Origin of the sequence: Pedobacter endophyticus, from assembly GCF_015679185.1 — a bacterium.
GTDB lineage: Bacteria > Bacteroidota > Bacteroidia > Sphingobacteriales > Sphingobacteriaceae > Pedobacter > Pedobacter endophyticus.
In genome coordinates this window covers 587,322-605,225 of sequence record NZ_CP064939.1, presented here as the reverse complement: position 1 = coordinate 605,225, position 17,904 = coordinate 587,322, and the positions used below count along the sequence as shown (strand labels likewise).

Sequence of the window (17,904 nt, the reverse complement as noted above, 5' to 3'; positions counted from 1 at the left end):
GAAAGGTTTTGTGCGTCATCGTTAGGCGGGTAGTAAAACAAAACCGCAACAGCGCATGTTTATTCGAATGTTATTGCATCTAAATTGAGAAAATTATGAATGGAGTATCACCCTGGGCTTTATCAGCGTCGACCGAACTAGCGGCAATAGATGAGGCGCTCTACGAGTTTTCAGTTAATAATTTCTGCTTCAAATTATACAATACGCACGATTCTGTTTGGATAGTTGCTTTAACGTCAACTGGTTCGCAAATTTGCTTTCGGGCGGTCTTTAGTCCCGGTGCCTTTTTAGAAATCACTAAAATCAGCGAACGTACAACGGGTGTCGATCTTAAGCTCGCCAGCGATATTGGCAATTTGCAGTGCACAATCAATGTCGAACCCGGAGATACACCCATTCTCCGCTACACCACCTCTTTGCAGCCAGAAAAAGATCTGTTTATTCCATTTTGGCCAAAAGACATTTTAGCGACCGGAAAAAGCGGACGATTAACCAACGACGAAGGAGAAATTCACGCCAGCCAGTGGGGTACGAGGTCGGGCTTTATTTACATGACCCTTCCAGAAGCCAACGCCCTGTCAGTACTTTATCTGCAGAATTTAACTGCTTTAAACGATTATTGCGAACAGACTCAAACGAGCCTCGCCGATACTGTCGGCGGCAATTGGCCGGAGCTGGGGTTTTCCTTACCATCTGCTATGCAAGCGCCTTTGCCCGCCGGAAAACGCTTTGTAATTAACGATGCCATCATCGCCTTAGACGAGCAGATACCGCAAAAGGAAAGTGAAATGATCAGGCAATACCTTAACCTGTTATCGAAAATTTACCTGCTTTTGCCGTTGCCCGAAACAAAGTATCAAAACTGGCCTGAGATTTTGCGACTTAGCCAAAAAGACCTGCTCGATAGCCCAGGCTGTTGGACACAGGTAGCAGGGCATCAATACTTCAATGCCTATGTAAGCGACTATCAAACGCCGCCCGAAGTAATGGTTCAGTTGGCCGTGCTGCTGCCGTTAGTCGATTACGAGGAATGGAGCGGAAAAACGCTAAAAGTAACGAAAACCATTAAAGATGGTCTCCCTGCATTTTACGATGAAAAACTGGGCACCATCAACCGCTGGTTGCCAGCATCAGAAGATCAGCTCCAGATGGAAGAAGAACAGAAAAAGCCGGGCGTTATGGATAGCTGGTACCTTCATCATCCCTTGCTAAACTTATCACGATTGGCGCTAAAAGGCGATAAAGTTTGCGAGGAACTCTTCTTAAATTCGATAAAATATGCGATAAAAGTTGCCCATCATTTCAATTACGAATGGCCTGTATTTTACAAAATGGATACCCTTGAGGTAATTAAGGCAGAAACCGCAGAGGGGCAGGGCGGCGAAAAAGACGTGGCCGGAATTTATGCCCATGTGATGTTGCAAGCCTGGGAGCTTACCAAAGAAAAGCGTTATTTGAACGAAGCAGAAAAATCGGCGAGAACCTTAAAAGGCAAGGGATTTCAGGTGTTTTACCAGGCAAACAATACGGCATTTTCTGCCGGGGCGCTGCTTCGCTTATATAAAATTACCAACAAGGATATTTACCTCGAGCTGAGTTACATGTGCCTCGCTTCGATTTTTAGGAACACCAAGCTTTGGGATTGCAATTACGGCTATGGCAAAAATTTCCCAAGTTTTTTTGCGCTGTTTCCGTTGAACGATGCGCCCTACACGGCGGTTTACGAGGAGCAGGAAGTATTTTGTGCTTTCCACGATTATTTGATGCATGCCGATGGTGTAGAAGTTTTACCCGCCGTACGGCTGCTAATTGCAGAATATATTCGCCAACTGGTTAACAGGGCCAAGTATTATTATCCGGTAATGTTGCCGAAAGAGATGCTCGAAGAAAAACCCAAAGTGGGAGAGGTAGACCCTAAACTGTGGATCGCCCTGGAAGACTTGCAGGACGGTTGGCTAAAATCGGGCACCGTGGGTCAGGAGGTTTATGGCGCCGGAAATGCCTTCGGGATTTTGCCTCGTCACTATCTCCCCGTTCCCGACGAAGAATTTATGGTGTATGTCGATTATCCAACGTCGAATTTCACAGCAAGAAAAGGAAGTGATATTCATTTCAAGGTTTTAGGCGATGAGCGATTGACCTGCCGGATGATGATTCTTAAAACCGGAAAAACAAAACTGCCGGAATTTTCGGTACGTACGCAAAAAAGTAAGGAATTAGCGCCAACAAATTTGAAAGATGGCCATTTAGAATATCAGCTAAACGGTAATCAGGAAGTGGTAATTGCCTGGAAACATTAACCCTAAAAGCGTACCTTTTCAGCGCCGCCAAACAACATCCATCAAAATAATACAAAGAATTAATGCTTCAACCTAAACATATCGCCAACAGATGGTGTTTCATTACAAGTCAACTAACAACAGATTTATGGCAATTGCGAACCAAATCGACGCAGATTCTACCGACAATGCGCAAAATATTACGCTTGAAATTAATGGAAAATCAACCGAACTAAGGTTAAAACCCTGGGTAAGCTTATTAGATTGCCTTCGCGAGCGGCTCGATTTAACGGGTACAAAAAAAGGCTGCGATCACGGTCAGTGTGGCGCCTGTACAGTAATTTGCGATGATAAGCGGATTCTGAGTTGCCTTACCCTTGCCGTAATGCACGATGGTGCGAAAATTACAACAATAGAAGGACTATCAAACGGCGAAGAACTGCACCCGCTTCAGCAGGCATTTATCGATCACGATGCTTTTCAATGTGGTTATTGCACACCCGGCCAAATATGCAGCGCAGTGGGTATGTTTAAAGAAGGTAAGGCCAGAAACAGGTTAGATGTAAAAGAACTGATGAGCGGTAATTTGTGTCGCTGCGGAGCCAACACCAACATCATTGATGCCATAATGGAAGTTAAAGAAAGGATCGATAATGAATGATTTAGCTTATTTTAAAAGCAATAGCAGCGCCGAGGCCATTGCACAAGTAGCAGCCGATGAGCAGTCGAGATTTATCGGCGGCGGGACAAATATTATCGATCTGATCAAATACAACCTGTTTTTTCCTTCGAGCCTGGTCGATATAAACGGCCTTAAAAAAGAAATAATTACCAAAACCGACGATGGGATTTTAATCGATGCCTTTGCTAAAAATGCCGATCTGGCCTACCACCAAACCATCGAAGATCAATATCCATTGCTATCGAAGGCCATACTCGCCGGAGCCTCGCCCCAAATTCGCAACATGGCCACAAACGGAGGCAACCTGTTGCAGCGTACACGTTGCTATTATTTTTACGATGCCAATACGCCCTGCAACAAGCGCGAACCCGGATCTGGCTGCTCGGCCCTAAACGGGTATAATCGAAACATGGCCATTTTAGGAACCACCGAACACTGCATAGCCGTATTTCCGTCGGATATGTGTGTCGCACTCGCCGCACTTAATGCAAGCGTTCATATTGCAGGCCCGAACGGTAACAGAATATTGCAATTTGCCGATTTTCATCGCCTTCCCGGCGATACCCCCCATCTGGATAATAACCTGCAACATGGCGAACTGATTATCGGTATCGAACTTCCCAATCGTGGATTTAATAAATATTATTCTTACCTAAAGCTTCGTGATAGAAATTCGTACGCATTCGCACTCGTTTCTGTCGCAACGGCGTTAGAAATTGAACGCGATGCAATTACCGAGGCCCGGATAGCGCTTGGCGGGGTTGCCCATAAGCCATGGAGGATAGGCGAAGCTGAAGCATTTTTAAAGGGCAAATCGCCTACCAGAGCAAATTTTTCACTCGCAGCAGATATTATTCTCGAAGGCGCAAAAGGTTATGGGTTTAATGATTTTAAAATCGGCCTGGCAAAAAAGGCCATTATCAGAAACTGTATGATGGCGCTCGATCCATCGAGCCAGTTGCCCGGTGCACAACCATCACTTTAATCAGCAAGAACATGTCAAAATTATTAAAGGGACAGCCCATCAGCCGCTTAGAGGGCCATTTAAAAGTAACCGGACAGGCGAAATACGCGGGCGAATACAACGTACCCGATTTGCTTTACGGCTACGTGGTAAACAGCACCATTACGAAAGGAAAAATCACAGCTATTAACAGCGAGGAGGTAAAGAAACTGCCCGGAATTGTAGCGGTGTTTTCTCACCTAAACCGCCCTTCCTTAGCTTGGTTCGACATTCAGTATTCAGATATGGATGCGCCGCCCGGCAGTCCGTTCAGGCCCTTGCACAAGGGAGATGTGATTTATAACGGGCAACCCATAGCGCTAATTGTTGCCGAAACCTTTGAACAGGCCAGGCACGCGGCATCGGTATTAAAGGTAACCTACGAAACGGAAGAATTTAACACTGATCTTGAAGCCAACCTTTCAACCGCCCGCGATCCGAAAGTAGGCATGGCCACCGCATTAAAGCCGCTGCCACCAAAAGATAAAGGAAACGCCGAAGAAGCTGCTTCGTTGGCTCCTCACAGTGCCTCAGGGTATTTTGTGCATGGAACAGAGCACCATAACCCGCTCGAGCTTTTTGCTACGACAACGGTTTATGATGGGCCGGGCAAAGTTACCATTTACGATAAAACGCAAGGAACGATTAATTGCCAGCTTTACGTTGGAAACGTTTTCGGGCTTCATTTTAAAGATGTAAGGGTAATTTCGCCCTACGTTGGTGGTGCATTTGGCTCAGGGCTGCGGCCACAATACCAACTGTTTTTATCGGTTATGGCAGCGCTCGAGTTAAAAAGAAACGTTAGGGTAACGCTAAGCCGGAGCCAGATGTTCACGTTCGGGCATCGGCCGCCAACAATACAAACAACTCGCTTCTCGGCAAATGCCGATGGCAAAATCACCTCACTTTACCATAAAGCCGTTGCAGAAACATCAAGGAACGAAGATTATACCGAGGTAGTTGTCAATTGGTCGCCCATGCTTTATCCAAGCCCAAATTTCGCTACCGAATACCAGCTTGTGCCGCTCGATGTGTTTTCGCCTTTGGATATGCGTGCGCCGGGAGGAAGCACAGCCCTGCACGCCATCGAAAGCACCATGGACGAGCTTGCTTACAAAGTAGGAAAAGACCCGCTCGAAATGCGACTGATCAACTATGCCGAAAAAGATGAGAGTGCCGGCAGACCATTCTCGAGCAAAGAACTTCGTGAATGCTTTGCCCAGGGCGCCGAAAAATTTGGCTGGGATAAGCGCAACCCGATGCCGAGAAGCATGAAAAAAGGCAATAAACTGGTGGGCTATGGAATGGCGACAGGTGTTTGGGAATCGATGACGCTACCTGCAAGGGCAGAGGCTACAATAAGAACCGACGGCAGCCTGTTGGTGAAAAGTGCCGTTACCGACATTGGTACAGGAACGTTAACTGTAATGACACAAATTGCCGCCGACGAACTGGGCTTGCCGCTGGAATTGGTAACATTTGAATATGGCGATAGCAAGATGCCGTTTGCACCGATACAAGGAGGCTCGTTTACAGTTTCTACAGTAGGTTCGGCTGTAACTGCGGCCGTTAGGGCCTTGCGCAAAAAGATCTTTAAAATTGCCGCAGGAATAACCAACTCTCCGCTCGACGGCTATAAACTGGATGAAGTAACATTTAGCGACGGATATGTATTTGCAAGCGATGCGCCCGATAAAAAACTCTCTCTTTTCCAAATTGTTAGCGCAAATAAGGGAAAGGTAATCAGCACAAAGAAGTTAAATGTTCCAAATCCCTTAAAACTAAAAAAACATACAAGAGCAGCCCACAGCGCAGTGTTTGTAGAAGTTGAAGTAGATGAAGAACTGGGAATGGTAAACGTTACCCGGGCCATCACTGCCGTAGCCGCAGGAACAGTTATCAACCCGAAAACGGCCAGAAGCCAAATATTGGGTGGAATGGTATGGAGCATCAGTAAGGCACTTAGAGAGGAAACCATTCCCGATCACCGGTTTGGGAAGTACATGAACCAGAATCTTGCCGAATACCATATTCCGGTTCATGCAGATATTCACGACCTCGATGTAATTTTCGTAGAAGAGAAAGATGAGATTGTGAACGAACTTGGAAGTAAAGGGTTGGGTGAAATTGGGTTAGTAGGGATGCCACCAGCAATAGCCAACGCAATATTCCACGCCACAGGAAAAAGGATAAACAAATTCCCGATCCATTTTGAGATGCTGATTGATTAGGGGTGTTTGTTTTAACCGAAACATGAAGCTGCCATTGATGTTTCGTCATTCCCACGCAGGTAGGAATCGCAATGCAAGCCATTGAATTTAGGACTTGTATTAAATCTTTTTCCTGAACAATCAAAACTACCATTGACGTTTTTCGGAACAATTCAAAATCGTCATTTCGATCGAAGTGCGCCGTAGGAGCTCCTACGGAGGAGAAATCTTTAAACCTTGGATAAAGATTTCTCGGCTGCGCTCCAAATGACGACGCTTCTTAGCGCATTCTTTTGAAAAACAACACCCTAGTCGTAGCGTCTCGCTATGATAATAGACAAGTTTATCGATGAATAATTTAATGTGCGCAACCGAAACACCTGCGCCAGATATCCCAACCAGCGGTTTTCTTAACAATTTTAAAACCAACTTACTCTAAGTGTGTTGTTTATAAAATCACCAAGGTTATGAAAAGAATCCTGATCTGCCTTTTTGCCGTGTTATTGACAGCAACCTGCAAAAAAAACACCAGCGGCGGTAATGACCAACCCGGAACATTGCCCGATGTAGCACTTAAAACAAAAGTATTGGCTTCGGGCCTGTCCTTTCCGTGGGAAATCGTTTATGGACCTGATAACTTCATTTGGTTTACAGAAAAGGCGGGTAAAATCAGCCGGTTAAATCCCGCTAACGGTCAGGTAAGTACAGTGCTTACCATCGCCGATGTTCGCGTAAACGGCGAAGGCGGATTATTGGGACTGGCATTACACCCCGATTTTTCCACAAATCCATACGTGTATGTTATTTATGGTTACGGAAGTGCATACAAAGCCAAAGTAGTTCGCTACACCTATGCTGGCGGAACACTGTCAAGCCCACAAATATTACTCGATCAAATTCCCGGATCTTCCATCCACAACGGATCACGCCTGATGATCAGCGGAGGGAAGCTGTTTATCAGTACAGGTGATGCCTCCGATACATCGTTACCTCAAAATCGAAATTCACTGGCGGGGAAAATCTTGAGAATAAATCTTGATGGCACCATTCCGACAGATAACCCATACGCCGGCAGTCCGGTATGGTCGTTAGGGCACCGCAATGCACAAGGTTTGACCATGGTAGGAGAGAAAATATTTTCGTCGGAGCATGGGCCCGATTCTGACGATGAAATCAACATCATCGAAAAAGGAAGAAATTATGGCTGGCCAAACATAAAAGGTTTCTGCAACGAACCGGGCGAGCAGACATTTTGTTCGGGCAATAACGTAGCGGAGCCGTTAATTAACTGGACACCAACCATCGCCCCAAGCGGAATGACTTATTATAATTCGGATTACATTCCACAATTTAAAAATTCGTTGTTACTCGCGGTATTAAAAGGGACAAAATTGATGCAGCTAAAGCTGAACGATAACCAAACGCAGATAGCGGAAACGAAAGATTTTTATGTAAACAGTTTTGGAAGGATCAGGGCAGTTTGTCAATCGCCGGAAGGAAAGATTTACATCTGTACAAGCAATGGAAGTGACGATAAAATCGTGGAGATTGCAAAATAATTTTATTTTTTCTTTTTATTGGCGGGGCACTTTTTGCAGCGCTTACCTTTTTTAAACTTTTCGCAACATTTTTTGTGCTCTGCTGTGCAGCTAAAAATATATCCCATGCCTTTTTGAAACTCAGGGTCGGTGGGTAGGATAAATGTTGCTTCGTCTCTCTCGTAAATCATTGCAAAACAAAGGTAAGCCTTGTTTAGAACAAATCCAATTAAAAATCATTCCTGAAAGATTTAAAGGTAAACATGCACAAATTTTAAAGGCAATTGTTATTTTAGCGAACTAACCAAAAATTCGTAAAATGATAAACAAAGTAGTATCGGGTGCCGATGAGGCCATTAAAGATCTATCAGACGGTGTTACCATTATGCTCGGCGGTTTTGGCCTGTGCGGCATACCCGAAAATTGCATTGCTGCCTTAGTAACAAAAAACGTTAAAAATCTTACCTGTATCTCTAACAATGCCGGCGTTGATGATTTCGGTATCGGGCTGATGTTAAAGCAGCGGCAGGTAAAAAAAATGATCTCATCGTATGTAGGCGAAAATGCAGAATTTGAACGACAGCTATTGAGTGGTGAGCTCGAGGTCGACTTGATTCCCCAAGGCACACTCGCCACTCGATGCCTGGCCGCGGGTTATGGAATGCCAGCCATATTTACTCCTGCCGGAGTGGGTACGGAGGTTGCTGAGGGAAAAGAAACCCGCAATTTTAATGGAAAGGATTACCTGATGGAATACGCTTTTGATGCCGATTTTGCCATTGTTAAAGCGTGGAAAGGTGATACCGCCGGAAACTTAATATTCAGGGCCACCAGCCGAAATTTTAATCCGGTAATGGCCATGGCTGGCAAAATCACCATTGCTGAGGTAGAAGAACTTGTTGAGGCCGGAGAATTGGATCCCGATCATATCCACACACCCGGAATTTACGTGCATCGAATTTTTCAGGGCAACAACTACGAAAAAAGAATAGAACAAAGAACGGTTAGGAAGTAGGTAGGGAGTTGGGAGTTGGGAGTTGGGAGTTGGGAGTTCGGAGTCGGGAGTCGGGAGTCCAAAGTCTCAAGTCTTAAGTCAAAGGTATATTTACCACTCACTCTTCAAATCAATCATTCTCTAATTCTATCATTCAATAATTCACTCATTCAATATTTGCTCATTCATTCATTCAAAACTCACTCATTCTATAATTCAAAACAGATGTCGTTTTCAAAAGAAGAAATTGCCCAGCGTATCGCTAAAGAAATAAAAGACGGTTATTATGTTAACCTCGGGATAGGCATACCCACTTTGGTGGCCAATTATATTCCAAAAGACATTAATATTGTGCTTCAATCAGAAAATGGGCTTTTAGGTATGGGACCTTTTCCTGTCGAGGGCGAAGAAGATGCTGACCTCATCAATGCAGGCAAGCAAACCATTACCACGTTGCCCGGCTCATCAATTTTCGATTCAGCGATGAGCTTCGGCATGATCAGGGCGCAAAAAGTAGATCTGACTATTTTAGGCGCTATGGAGGTATCGGAGAATGGCGACATTGCCAACTGGAAAATACCCGGCAAGATGGTGAAAGGTATGGGCGGAGCAATGGATCTGGTAGCCTCGGCCAAGAACATTATTGTTGCCATGCAACACGTAAATAAGGCAGGGGAGAGTAAGCTTTTATCCAAATGCACTTTGCCTTTGACTGGCGTAAAATGCATCAAAAAAATCGTTACCGAACTTGCTGTTTTAGCTATTTTACCGCAGGGCGGTTTTAAACTCTTAGAGCGTGCACCGGGTGTGAGCATCGATTTCATAAAGCAATCGACCGCAGGCAAATTGATTGTGGAAGGCGAAATCCCTGAAATCAGCCTAAATTAGTTGCTTCAAATACAAGCACGGTTGTTTTAGCATGTTTTATAAGCCTAAGTTCTAATTTCTCCTGACAGGACTGGCAGATTTTGAATAAAAAACCACATGAATGTTTCAAGGCTCCGGCAGTTGGTAACCATCGCATCACCCGGTCTGGCAGTTCATGTGGTGTGGACATATCTTTGTGACATCGCTTTTGACCTGATGTTTGTCATCATCTCGACCGCAGTGGAGAGATCTTTAGTTTAGGGATTGCCAACAAGAAGTGACGCAACCCGCAGACAAATGAACTCAAATTCTTCGCTGCTTACCAAAATATAAAACAACCTCAGCCGCATAATTTTTCGACCTCAACAAAACCAACAAAAAATGAAACTTGTTTTATTAGTTGTCGGAAACAAACAGAGAAAGATGATGCGCTACAACAAAATTGACAATAGGGGACAAGCACGATTATTTACAAACAACTTCTTAGAGCGCTTAACAAAAACACGTCCCTGGGTAATTTACGGGCTGTATATTCCCCTCTGTTCATATATGGTTTATTACGCTCACAGCGTTCTTGAAATCGATCCCGTTACTATTGGCTGGCTGTTTGTTTTTGCTATGTTTAGCTGGACGTTGTTTGAATATCTGGCCCACAGATATCTCTTTCATTTCGATGCTTCCTCAAAAATGGGCAAACGGATTGTCTATATTTTTCACGGAAATCACCATGAATACCCGCGAGATAAAATGCGGCTGTTTATGCCGCCCTTGCCCAGTGTAATTATTGCGGGCGTTGTATTTTCGGTGTTTTACGTATTTAGCTACATCCTTACCGGAACAGGCCATTACAGCCTTATCTATTTTCCCGGCTTTATAACCGGCTATTTAATGTACGTTTCAATGCATTACGCCATCCATGCTTATAAGCCGCCCAAATATTTGAAAGCGTTATGGCGAATCCACCATTTACATCACTATAAATATCCCGAAAAAGGCTTCGGGGTTAGCTCAACGTTTTTGGATTACGTTTTCCGAACCTTGCCACAAAAAGAGCAGCCAGATTACAAGGCCGATCAGGAAAGTAGCTTGAATTATCGCTCAGATGGCTAAAAACTACTAAAATCGATCAACTAAAATATTTTTGCCGAAGATCGTTTGAAATCTCCTCTGTTACAGCGATAATTTCATCCGGTTCGTTCGTATTGTTCATTACCACCTTATCACACTGCTCGCGGTAAGGCAATAAATATTCTTTGTATGCCGGAACAACGTGGTTGTGCCATTTATAAAGCACATCATCTTCGGGGTAACCACGCTCCAAACCATCACGCTTAATTCGGCGATCCAGTGCAATCTGCTCTTCCGAATCAACAAAAATCGTATGGTCTAATAAGGCCGCAATTTCTTTAAAATGGAGAATAAACAAGCCTTCAACGATGATGATTGGAGCCGACTTAATTTCAAGAATCTTAACCACCGCAACCGGGTTGTTAAAGTTATATTCCTTTTTGTAAACTACTTCTCCGTTAATCAGTTGCTTGATGTCTCTTAAAAACTGCTCACTGTCAATTGTCGACGGAAGATCGAAGTTGTACAACTTGTTTTCTTCCTGAGTCATTTCCCCTGCAGGGATGTAATAATCATCCTGAGAAACCAACGTTACCTCGTCTTGTTTAAAATGGTGCAGAAAGCAGTTTAAAAAAAATGTTTTACCCGAACCGCTACCTCCGGCAATACCAATTATAAAAGGTTTCTTGTTTAAACTCATTGAGCGCTATAAGTTAAGTTGCAGAAAAAACGCTTGTCTAAAGCACCTAAAGAATCGGCAACGGCTTTGGTCATTACAATAATAACATCCTTTGTCGATTCGTTTTCAGTAAACTTACCAACCACTTTCGCAAAAGTCGTTTTATTTGTCATCGGGTTAGTAATTTTAATTACCCTGCCAACTGGTGCCGTACGGTGTAAAACCAACATTTTGCTGCCGTCTAAATCTGCATCGGCAATCCACATTGCAGCTCCTTTTTCCTCAATTTGGCTCAAACCGTAAACACTTGGGTCGCGGCGCAGCTTAGGATCAGTAATCGTAGTGCTATCTGGCTCATTCACCTGTTCGGCTTTCGATTGTTCATTTACCGAGCGGGGCTCTGGCGGCTTCGGAATAATCAATTTTTGATTCACCTTTATCGTGTTATCATCCAGCTTATTGGCAGTTCGGATTTGATAGGCTGTTAAATTATATTTTTTTGCAATCGTGAAAATATTCTCTCCGCGGGCAACTGTATGGATAAAACCTTCGTCGCTCGAAGTTGACGTTGTTGTTGCCGGCGCCTCCTTTGCCTGCTCTGCTTGTTTCTCTAACGGTACCTGTACATCGGTAACAACGCCACCGGGTACAATTAAAACCTGACCAATAGAGATCGCATTATCTGGCAGATTATTCAGTTTTCTTAATTGATAAGCCGTAACACCATATTGCTTGGCAATGGTAAAAATAGTTTCGTTTCTTAACACGGTGTGCTTTCCGGCCACATCGTTTCCTTTTGCCGTTTCGGTTGGTGCCTGTTCGGCAACGCTCACCACTTTACGCTCATCAACATTTTTTGTAGCGGGAATAATCAGCTTCTGGCCAATTTGCAGGTGGTTAGTCGTTAAATGATTTGCTTTTTTTACCTCTTCAACCGTAGTTCCGTATTTCTCGGCTATTTTGCCCAAAAATTCTTTAGGGGCAACCGTATGTTCAACCATTGCACCGGTCGTAGCCGAATCGTCTTTAGGTGTTGCTGCTGTACGGGTTTCGGTTTGTTCGTTATTGGCCGATTCTGTATTCTTCTTAGCTGGTATTTTTAATAGCTGGCCAATGCTCAGGCCATTTCCCGAAAGGTTGTTTAGCTTTTTAATTTCATTTACGGTGGTTCCGTATTTCTCGGCTAGCATGTTCAGGTTTTCCTTCGCCTTAACAGTATGTTCAATAACCGTTTCATCGCCCGGCCCCGAACCGCTGCCCGTTTGCCACGGAATATTGGTCGGCACCTTAATAATTACACCAATCTGTAAGTATTTATTGTTGTTAAAAGCCATGATTTCCTTGGGCGAAACATTATATCTTCTACCAATGGAATAATAGGTGTCTTTTGCTACGATTTGATGAACAATTAATTTCTTGCCATTATTATTCTCTACACCGATCGAATCTCTAGCTATGTTTGCTTTGGCGGCTGCTATATTCAGAGCAAATAAAGCCACAGCACTTAAGTATATTTTATGCATTTAAATTGTATAAATTTCTAAGTCAAGAAAGCAATTATACGAATAATATTGTTAACGGATTAAGTTCAAACAAACGGTCGCTATCAAAAAAACGATGGCTAAAAACCGATCCAATTTGTATTTTATTCATTCACAATTATTTGTAAAAGCTAACCTTTTGTGTTATTGTTATTAAACGAACTAACATTTAAGGTATTGTTTAATACGCGTATTTAGATTAAAACATTTATATATTTTAATTGTTACTTTGCATATCACAAGAAATAAACTAAATAAAATGGACGCTAAAGAAATAAGCTTAAACGAAAAAGAAGTAAAACCAGTTGTTGATCTTTTAAATGATTATTTGGCAAATTACCACATCCATTACCAAAAATTGCGTGGTTGCCATTGGAATATTAAAGGACAAAACTTTTTTACCCTTCACGTTAAGTTTGAAGAATTATATACTAATGCGCAGTTAACGATTGATGAGATTGCCGAACGCGTTTTAACGTTGGGCAAGCCACCACACAGCCGTTTTGCCGATTACATCAGCGAATCGCAGATTCAGGAAATTGATACCATCGGAATGAAAGATCTTGATATGGTTGATGCCGTTTTAGATGATATGGCAAAATTAATTGAAATGGAGCGTGAAATACTCGATGCTACTGCCAATGCAGGCGATGATGGCTCAAACGACATGGTAAACCGCTTTATGCAGTTTAAGGAAAAGAACACCTGGATGTTACGTTCCTTCGCAGGAAAAAAATAAGCTAAGCCTCTCCCTATAAAAGATTGAAGCGTATGTTGTTTTACTGCAAGTCCCTCTCCGGAAGAGCGGGAAACAAAGTAAGTGGTTGAACCTTTGGATTAAAGTACTGCCGTTCACTCCCTCCCCCCGGGGAGGGATTAGAAAGATTAGCCCTCTTACTGGCTTTCAAACGGTGGGGCTTTTTGGCTTTTTATTTATCTTTGGCCCATGGCTTATAAAAGTTTAGCAGAATGCGTAGCAGACCTTGAAAAGAACGCTCATTTAATCAGGATAAAACACGAGGTAGATCCCCACCTGGAAATGGCAGCCATCCATTTACGGGTTTACGAAAACAAAGGCCCGGCGCTCTTATTCGAAAATGTGAAGGGAAGTCCCTTTCCGGCGGTGTCTAATCTATTCGGCACATTAGAACGATCAAAATTTATCTTTCGTGATACCTTACCAAAGGTGCAACAGTTGGTCGCCTTGCGTAACGACCCGATAAAAGCGCTCAAAAATCCATTTAAATATGCAGGTTCGGCCATGTCGGCACTCTCGGCATTGCCCATGAAAACGCCATCTGCTAAAAGCAAATTCTTAAAAACCAACATCAGCAGTTTGCCACAAATTGTAAACTGGCCAATGGATGGGGGTCCTTTTATTACGATGCCGCAGGTTTATACTGAAGATGTAGAAAAGCCGGGTGTTTTAAATGCCAACCTGGGCATGTACCGCATTCAGTTGGCGGGCAACGATTATATTCAAAATCAGGAAATCGGTTTACATTATCAAATTCACCGCGGCATTGGCGTTCATCAGTCGAAGGCAAATAAGCTCGGCCAGCCCTTAAAAGTGAGCATATTTGTAGGCGGGCCGCCGTCGCATCCACTTGCGGCAGTAATGCCCTTGCCAGAGGGATTATCGGAAATGACGTTTGCGGGTGCGCTGGGCGACAGGCGTTTCAGGTATTTTTACGATGAGGAAGGGTTTTGTATCTCTGCGGATGCTGATTTCGTAATTACGGGAACGGTTTACCCTAACGAAAATAAGCCCGAGGGGCCCTTTGGCGATCACCTGGGTTATTACAGCTTAACTCATCCGTTCCCTTTAATGAAAGTGCACAACGTTTACCATAAAAAAGATGCCATTTGGTCATTTACCGTGGTCGGTCGTCCGCCACAAGAAGATACCAGTTTTGGCGCTTTAATTCACGAAATTACAGGCAGCGCTATTCCGCAAGAAATTCACGGCTTAAAAGAAGTGCATGCCGTTGATGCAGCAGGCGTTCATCCCTTGCTTTTTGCCATCGGCAGCGAACGCTATACACCTTACTTAAAACAACGCCGACCGCAGGAAATCTTGACCATTGCCAATCACATTCTAGGCAAAAACCAGCTCAGCCTGGCAAAATATCTTTTTATAGCGGCAAAAGAAGATGATGAAAAATTAAGTACGCATAGTATTCAGAATTTTCTGACCCACATGTTACAACGGGTAGACTTGAGCCGCGACGTTCATTTTTACACCAACACAACCATCGATACGCTCGATTACAGTGGCGACGGTTTAAATAGCGGCTCCAAAGTGGTAATCGCTGCAGCAGGGGAGAAGAGACGCGATTTGTGGGCAAAAGTTCCCGAAAACCTCAAACTTGGTGATGGCTGCTATCAGGCAGAAATTGCCATTCCCGGAATTATGGTATTAGAATGTGATAAATATATTAATCACGACAAAACCGCTGTAGAAATGGCGCTGCTTAACAGTTCGCTTATAGATCAAGACCTTAGCGGCCTGCCCTTAATAATTATTGCCGACGATGCCAAATTTACTGCCGCCAATATTGATAATTTAGTGTGGGTTAGCTTTACCAGAAGCAACCCGGCGGCCGACATTTATGGCGTTAACGATTTTACGATCAATAAACATTGGGGATGCAAAGGGCCGCTGATTATTGATGCGAGGAAAAAACCGCATCATGCACCTGAGTTGATCAGAGATGCAGCGGTGGAAGCAAAAATAAATAAATTGGCAGAAAACGGAATGCCGCTCCATGGAGTGATTTAATTGTTTGCTATTTCTCCGGAGCGGCTATTCCTGGCTTTGAGCATCAATCGCTTAGCTTTGGGCATCAATCATGGAACTTTGGGCATGAATGCTATCAAATTAATGAAAAGAAACACTTTTATTAATCGAACTTAGGTTTTTAATTAACCTTTCGGATGGCGCTGAACGGCGAAACCCTGCCATCCTGATAAAACAATTTACAAGTATACTCATATTGTTTTCCGGGTTCAGTATTTTTGTCTTCGTATTGTGTACCCGAATCACTAAGGGTTGCTAAAGTTTCGAATGCAGCGCCATTTACAGCCCGATATAATACACAGCGAACGCCATCACTTTCTTTTAAGGTCCACTTAATTAGTGCATTGCCATTTGCAGATCGCGTTACCGTGAAGCTGCTCGGCCCTTTGGCAACCAAATTTGCCAGTGTACGTAGGTTTACAATTGCCGATTCAGGAGAACGTAAGCCTGCATCATCTGTTGCCTGTATTTTATACGCATATTTCGTATTTGCCTTAAACAAGGTATCTACAAATTGCGTTTTTATGGCTTCAACAGGTAAAGATGCAATTTTTTCCCAGGCTTCAACTCCTTCCGCCCGTCTCGAAATTTCATGTACTACAACATCTTCACTACTGCTTGGAACCCACATTAAGGTTACCTTGTTTTCTTCGACCTTAAAATCTCTAAACTGGGGGGCTACAGGTGGTATGCGATCTGGTTTTTTTACTTTAAGTATCGCTGATTCTTTAGAGGTGTTGTCGTTATGATCTACAGCCCTTACCCGATAGAAAATATCCTCGGTAAGTGTCGATAGGCTTAACGAGTCGGTGAATGTAGAGTCAGGAATTGCTTCTTTTACAGCAGAAGTGAAAAAGTGGGTCGAGTCGTTCGCATAAGATACAATATATCCCTTAACGTCTTTTTCAATGCTTGGTTTCCACGAAAGTTTCAAAATGCCCAGGGTATCTATTTCGGCCTTCAATGCGGTAGGGGCACTAGGGGGTATGCTATCTAAAAAAGCCACATGCGCTGCCATAGAAATTGAAGCATTCTTCGCGGTATCTGTAGCGGCCACAATATAATAATTGGGGGCGTTTGTACGAGGTGCGGTGTCTACATACCGCCTGGTGTTTTTTGGTAGTTGCTTATCTACTAATGGCTTGAAACCCGTTAGCGAGTTTTCGGCACTCCGCCCGATAAGAAATCCCGCCAAATCGGCATCGTTGTTATCGGCTTCCCAAGTAAGTTCTACCGAACCATCTTTCAAAATAGCAGTTTTAAGGTTTACGGGTTGCTTTGGCGGTGTTTTATCTCTACCCATGGCTTTTACGGCTGGGCTGGGTTGGCTAAGCTGCCCAAAATTGTTTATGCCCACCAAACGGTACCAGTGGGGCACGTAATTTTTCGACAACGAGTCGGCAAATGTAAAGTTTTCATTGTCTGCCTCCAGCGCAGGATTATCAAATTGTAGGTAAGGTTTATCATTAATCCGGTAGTAACTTTTCCCATCGTCCGATCGTTCAATGTAAAAGGCAGTATATATACCCTGGTGAACAGCCCTGCTCCAGGAAAGTGTAACCACATGTTCTCCTTCATTGGCCAGCGCCCAAAGGGGTTTTATTTCGTTTAGGTCTTTTTGAGTTTGTTGGCTAACATAGCCCGTATCTATTGGGAAATAGTTTTTTGGCTGTTCTGCTGCAAAAACCCGATAAGTATATAATTTTCCCGGCGCTGCTGTGTGGTCGGTAAAGCCTAATCCGGCAAATACCGCTGTTTCGTACGATAAATCGGCTGCCAAAAGGGTAAACGAGAAACGGTTGGTTAGTTCATCAGCTTTATCGGCCAGGCTTACCGCCGGCTGGTTGCCAAAATCCTTGCCGTAAATGGCCTGTGCGGCAACCAAAGGGTAATCATTTGTGCTACTTTCGTTATCAAACCTTTTCCAATCATCCAATGGCCGTGGTTTTAACGGCTTTGGGCTAAGGTTTATCCACTTTGCCGCTGTTGAATCCGTGTTTAATTCAGAACGCTGTACAATATATCCGGTGCGATTAAGCAGTGACCATGCGCCTGCTTTGGTAGGCCCCCAACGCAGCAGTACTGAATCTCCTGTATACATGGCCCTGAGCGCAATGTGTACCGATGCACTATCGTTAAAGGGCTGATTGATAAGCGCAGTATCTATTTGTTGCGACTGGGCCAGTTGCGATACACCGGCCAGTAGCGTAATTGTTAATATGATATTTAGCAATTGTTTCATT

13 protein-coding genes are annotated in these 17,904 nt (G+C 43.8%); 10 read left to right on the top strand and 3 right to left on the bottom strand.

Annotation, left to right across the window (positions count from 1 at the left end; genetic code table 11):
• The first annotated feature begins 95 nt into the window (after positions 1–95).
• The 8 genes from IZT61_RS02500 (at position 96) to IZT61_RS02465 (ending at position 10,683) form a co-directional block, all read left to right on the top strand.
• Positions 96–2,300, top strand: coding sequence for a hypothetical protein (locus tag IZT61_RS02500; RefSeq protein ID WP_196099626.1), 2,205 nt, complete (start codon positions 96–98; stop codon positions 2,298–2,300).
• A 127-nt stretch (positions 2,301–2,427) separates the two neighbouring features.
• A complete protein-coding gene (locus tag IZT61_RS02495) occupies positions 2,428–2,940 on the top strand; it encodes a (2Fe-2S)-binding protein (RefSeq protein WP_196099625.1) in 513 nt (170 codons plus the stop codon).
• The gene (locus tag IZT61_RS02490) at positions 2,933–3,946 is read left to right on the top strand and encodes an FAD binding domain-containing protein (protein ID WP_196099624.1); all 1,014 of its coding nucleotides are present in this window, start codon (positions 2,933–2,935) and stop codon (positions 3,944–3,946) included. Before IZT61_RS02495 ends, IZT61_RS02490 begins: the two co-directional genes overlap by 8 nt.
• Positions 3,947–3,957: 11 nt before the next feature.
• On the top strand, positions 3,958–6,195 hold the full coding sequence (locus IZT61_RS02485; RefSeq protein WP_196099623.1) for a xanthine dehydrogenase family protein molybdopterin-binding subunit: 2,238 nt from the start codon (positions 3,958–3,960) through the stop codon (positions 6,193–6,195).
• A 446-nt stretch (positions 6,196–6,641) separates the two neighbouring features.
• Positions 6,642–7,733 (top strand): PQQ-dependent sugar dehydrogenase, encoded by a 1,092-nt coding sequence (locus tag IZT61_RS02480; protein WP_196099622.1) that lies wholly within the window; start codon positions 6,642–6,644, stop codon positions 7,731–7,733.
• A gap of 298 nt (positions 7,734–8,031) precedes the next feature.
• A complete protein-coding gene (locus tag IZT61_RS02475) occupies positions 8,032–8,727 on the top strand; it encodes a CoA transferase subunit A (protein WP_196099621.1) in 696 nt (231 codons plus the stop codon).
• Between the two features lie 204 nt (positions 8,728–8,931).
• Positions 8,932–9,594, top strand: coding sequence for a CoA transferase subunit B (locus IZT61_RS02470; protein WP_196099620.1), 663 nt, complete (start codon positions 8,932–8,934; stop codon positions 9,592–9,594).
• A gap of 360 nt (positions 9,595–9,954) precedes the next feature.
• Positions 9,955–10,683 carry a sterol desaturase family protein gene (locus IZT61_RS02465; protein WP_230383823.1) on the top strand — a complete coding sequence of 243 codons (729 nt, stop codon included), beginning with the start codon at positions 9,955–9,957 and terminating at the stop codon, positions 10,681–10,683.
• 16 nt (positions 10,684–10,699) lie between these two features.
• On the opposite strand, the gene IZT61_RS02460 is transcribed toward IZT61_RS02465, so the two are convergent.
• Positions 10,700–11,341, bottom strand: a complete 642-nt coding sequence (locus IZT61_RS02460; RefSeq protein WP_196099619.1) for a uridine kinase family protein — start codon at positions 11,339–11,341, stop codon at positions 10,700–10,702.
• Positions 11,338–12,843 (bottom strand): muramidase family protein, encoded by a 1,506-nt coding sequence (locus IZT61_RS02455; protein WP_196099618.1) that lies wholly within the window; start codon positions 12,841–12,843, stop codon positions 11,338–11,340. Before IZT61_RS02455 ends, IZT61_RS02460 begins: the two co-directional genes overlap by 4 nt.
• A gap of 277 nt (positions 12,844–13,120) precedes the next feature.
• Here IZT61_RS02455 and IZT61_RS02450 point away from each other — a divergent pair, with 277 nt between their 5' ends.
• Both IZT61_RS02450 and IZT61_RS02445 read left to right on the top strand, forming a co-directional pair.
• Positions 13,121–13,600, top strand: a complete 480-nt coding sequence (locus tag IZT61_RS02450) for a Dps family protein (RefSeq protein ID WP_196099617.1) — start codon at positions 13,121–13,123, stop codon at positions 13,598–13,600.
• 207 nt (positions 13,601–13,807) lie between these two features.
• The gene (locus IZT61_RS02445; protein WP_196099616.1) at positions 13,808–15,643 is read left to right on the top strand and encodes a UbiD family decarboxylase; all 1,836 of its coding nucleotides are present in this window, start codon (positions 13,808–13,810) and stop codon (positions 15,641–15,643) included.
• A gap of 139 nt (positions 15,644–15,782) precedes the next feature.
• Here the strand turns inward: IZT61_RS02445 and IZT61_RS02440 are convergent, their stop codons facing one another.
• Entirely contained in the window at positions 15,783–17,903 is a 2,121-nt protein-coding gene (locus IZT61_RS02440; protein WP_196099615.1) for a fibronectin type III domain-containing protein, read from the bottom strand.
• Position 17,904 lies beyond the last annotated feature (1 nt).

What these genes read in the sequence shown, in the direction of transcription:
- IZT61_RS02490 (WP_196099624.1), top strand. Translation starts at nt 2,933, where the DNA reads ATGAATGATTTAGCTTATTTTAAAAGCAATAGCAGCGCCGAGGCCATT.
- IZT61_RS02470 (WP_196099620.1), top strand. Translation starts at nt 8,932, where the DNA reads ATGTCGTTTTCAAAAGAAGAAATTGCCCAGCGTATCGCTAAAGAAATA.
- IZT61_RS02495 (WP_196099625.1), top strand. Translation starts at nt 2,428, where the DNA reads ATGGCAATTGCGAACCAAATCGACGCAGATTCTACCGACAATGCGCAA.
- IZT61_RS02500 (WP_196099626.1), top strand. Translation starts at nt 96, where the DNA reads ATGAATGGAGTATCACCCTGGGCTTTATCAGCGTCGACCGAACTAGCG.
- IZT61_RS02445 (WP_196099616.1), top strand. Translation starts at nt 13,808, where the DNA reads ATGGCTTATAAAAGTTTAGCAGAATGCGTAGCAGACCTTGAAAAGAAC.
- IZT61_RS02485 (WP_196099623.1), top strand. Translation starts at nt 3,958, where the DNA reads ATGTCAAAATTATTAAAGGGACAGCCCATCAGCCGCTTAGAGGGCCAT.
- IZT61_RS02440 (WP_196099615.1), bottom strand. Translation starts at nt 17,903, where the DNA reads ATGAAACAATTGCTAAATATCATATTAACAATTACGCTACTGGCCGGT.
- IZT61_RS02480 (WP_196099622.1), top strand. Translation starts at nt 6,642, where the DNA reads ATGAAAAGAATCCTGATCTGCCTTTTTGCCGTGTTATTGACAGCAACC.
- IZT61_RS02475 (WP_196099621.1), top strand. Translation starts at nt 8,032, where the DNA reads ATGATAAACAAAGTAGTATCGGGTGCCGATGAGGCCATTAAAGATCTA.
- IZT61_RS02455 (WP_196099618.1), bottom strand. Translation starts at nt 12,843, where the DNA reads ATGCATAAAATATACTTAAGTGCTGTGGCTTTATTTGCTCTGAATATA.
- IZT61_RS02460 (WP_196099619.1), bottom strand. Translation starts at nt 11,341, where the DNA reads ATGAGTTTAAACAAGAAACCTTTTATAATTGGTATTGCCGGAGGTAGC.
- IZT61_RS02450 (WP_196099617.1), top strand. Translation starts at nt 13,121, where the DNA reads ATGGACGCTAAAGAAATAAGCTTAAACGAAAAAGAAGTAAAACCAGTT.
- IZT61_RS02465 (WP_230383823.1), top strand. Translation starts at nt 9,955, where the DNA reads ATGAAACTTGTTTTATTAGTTGTCGGAAACAAACAGAGAAAGATGATG.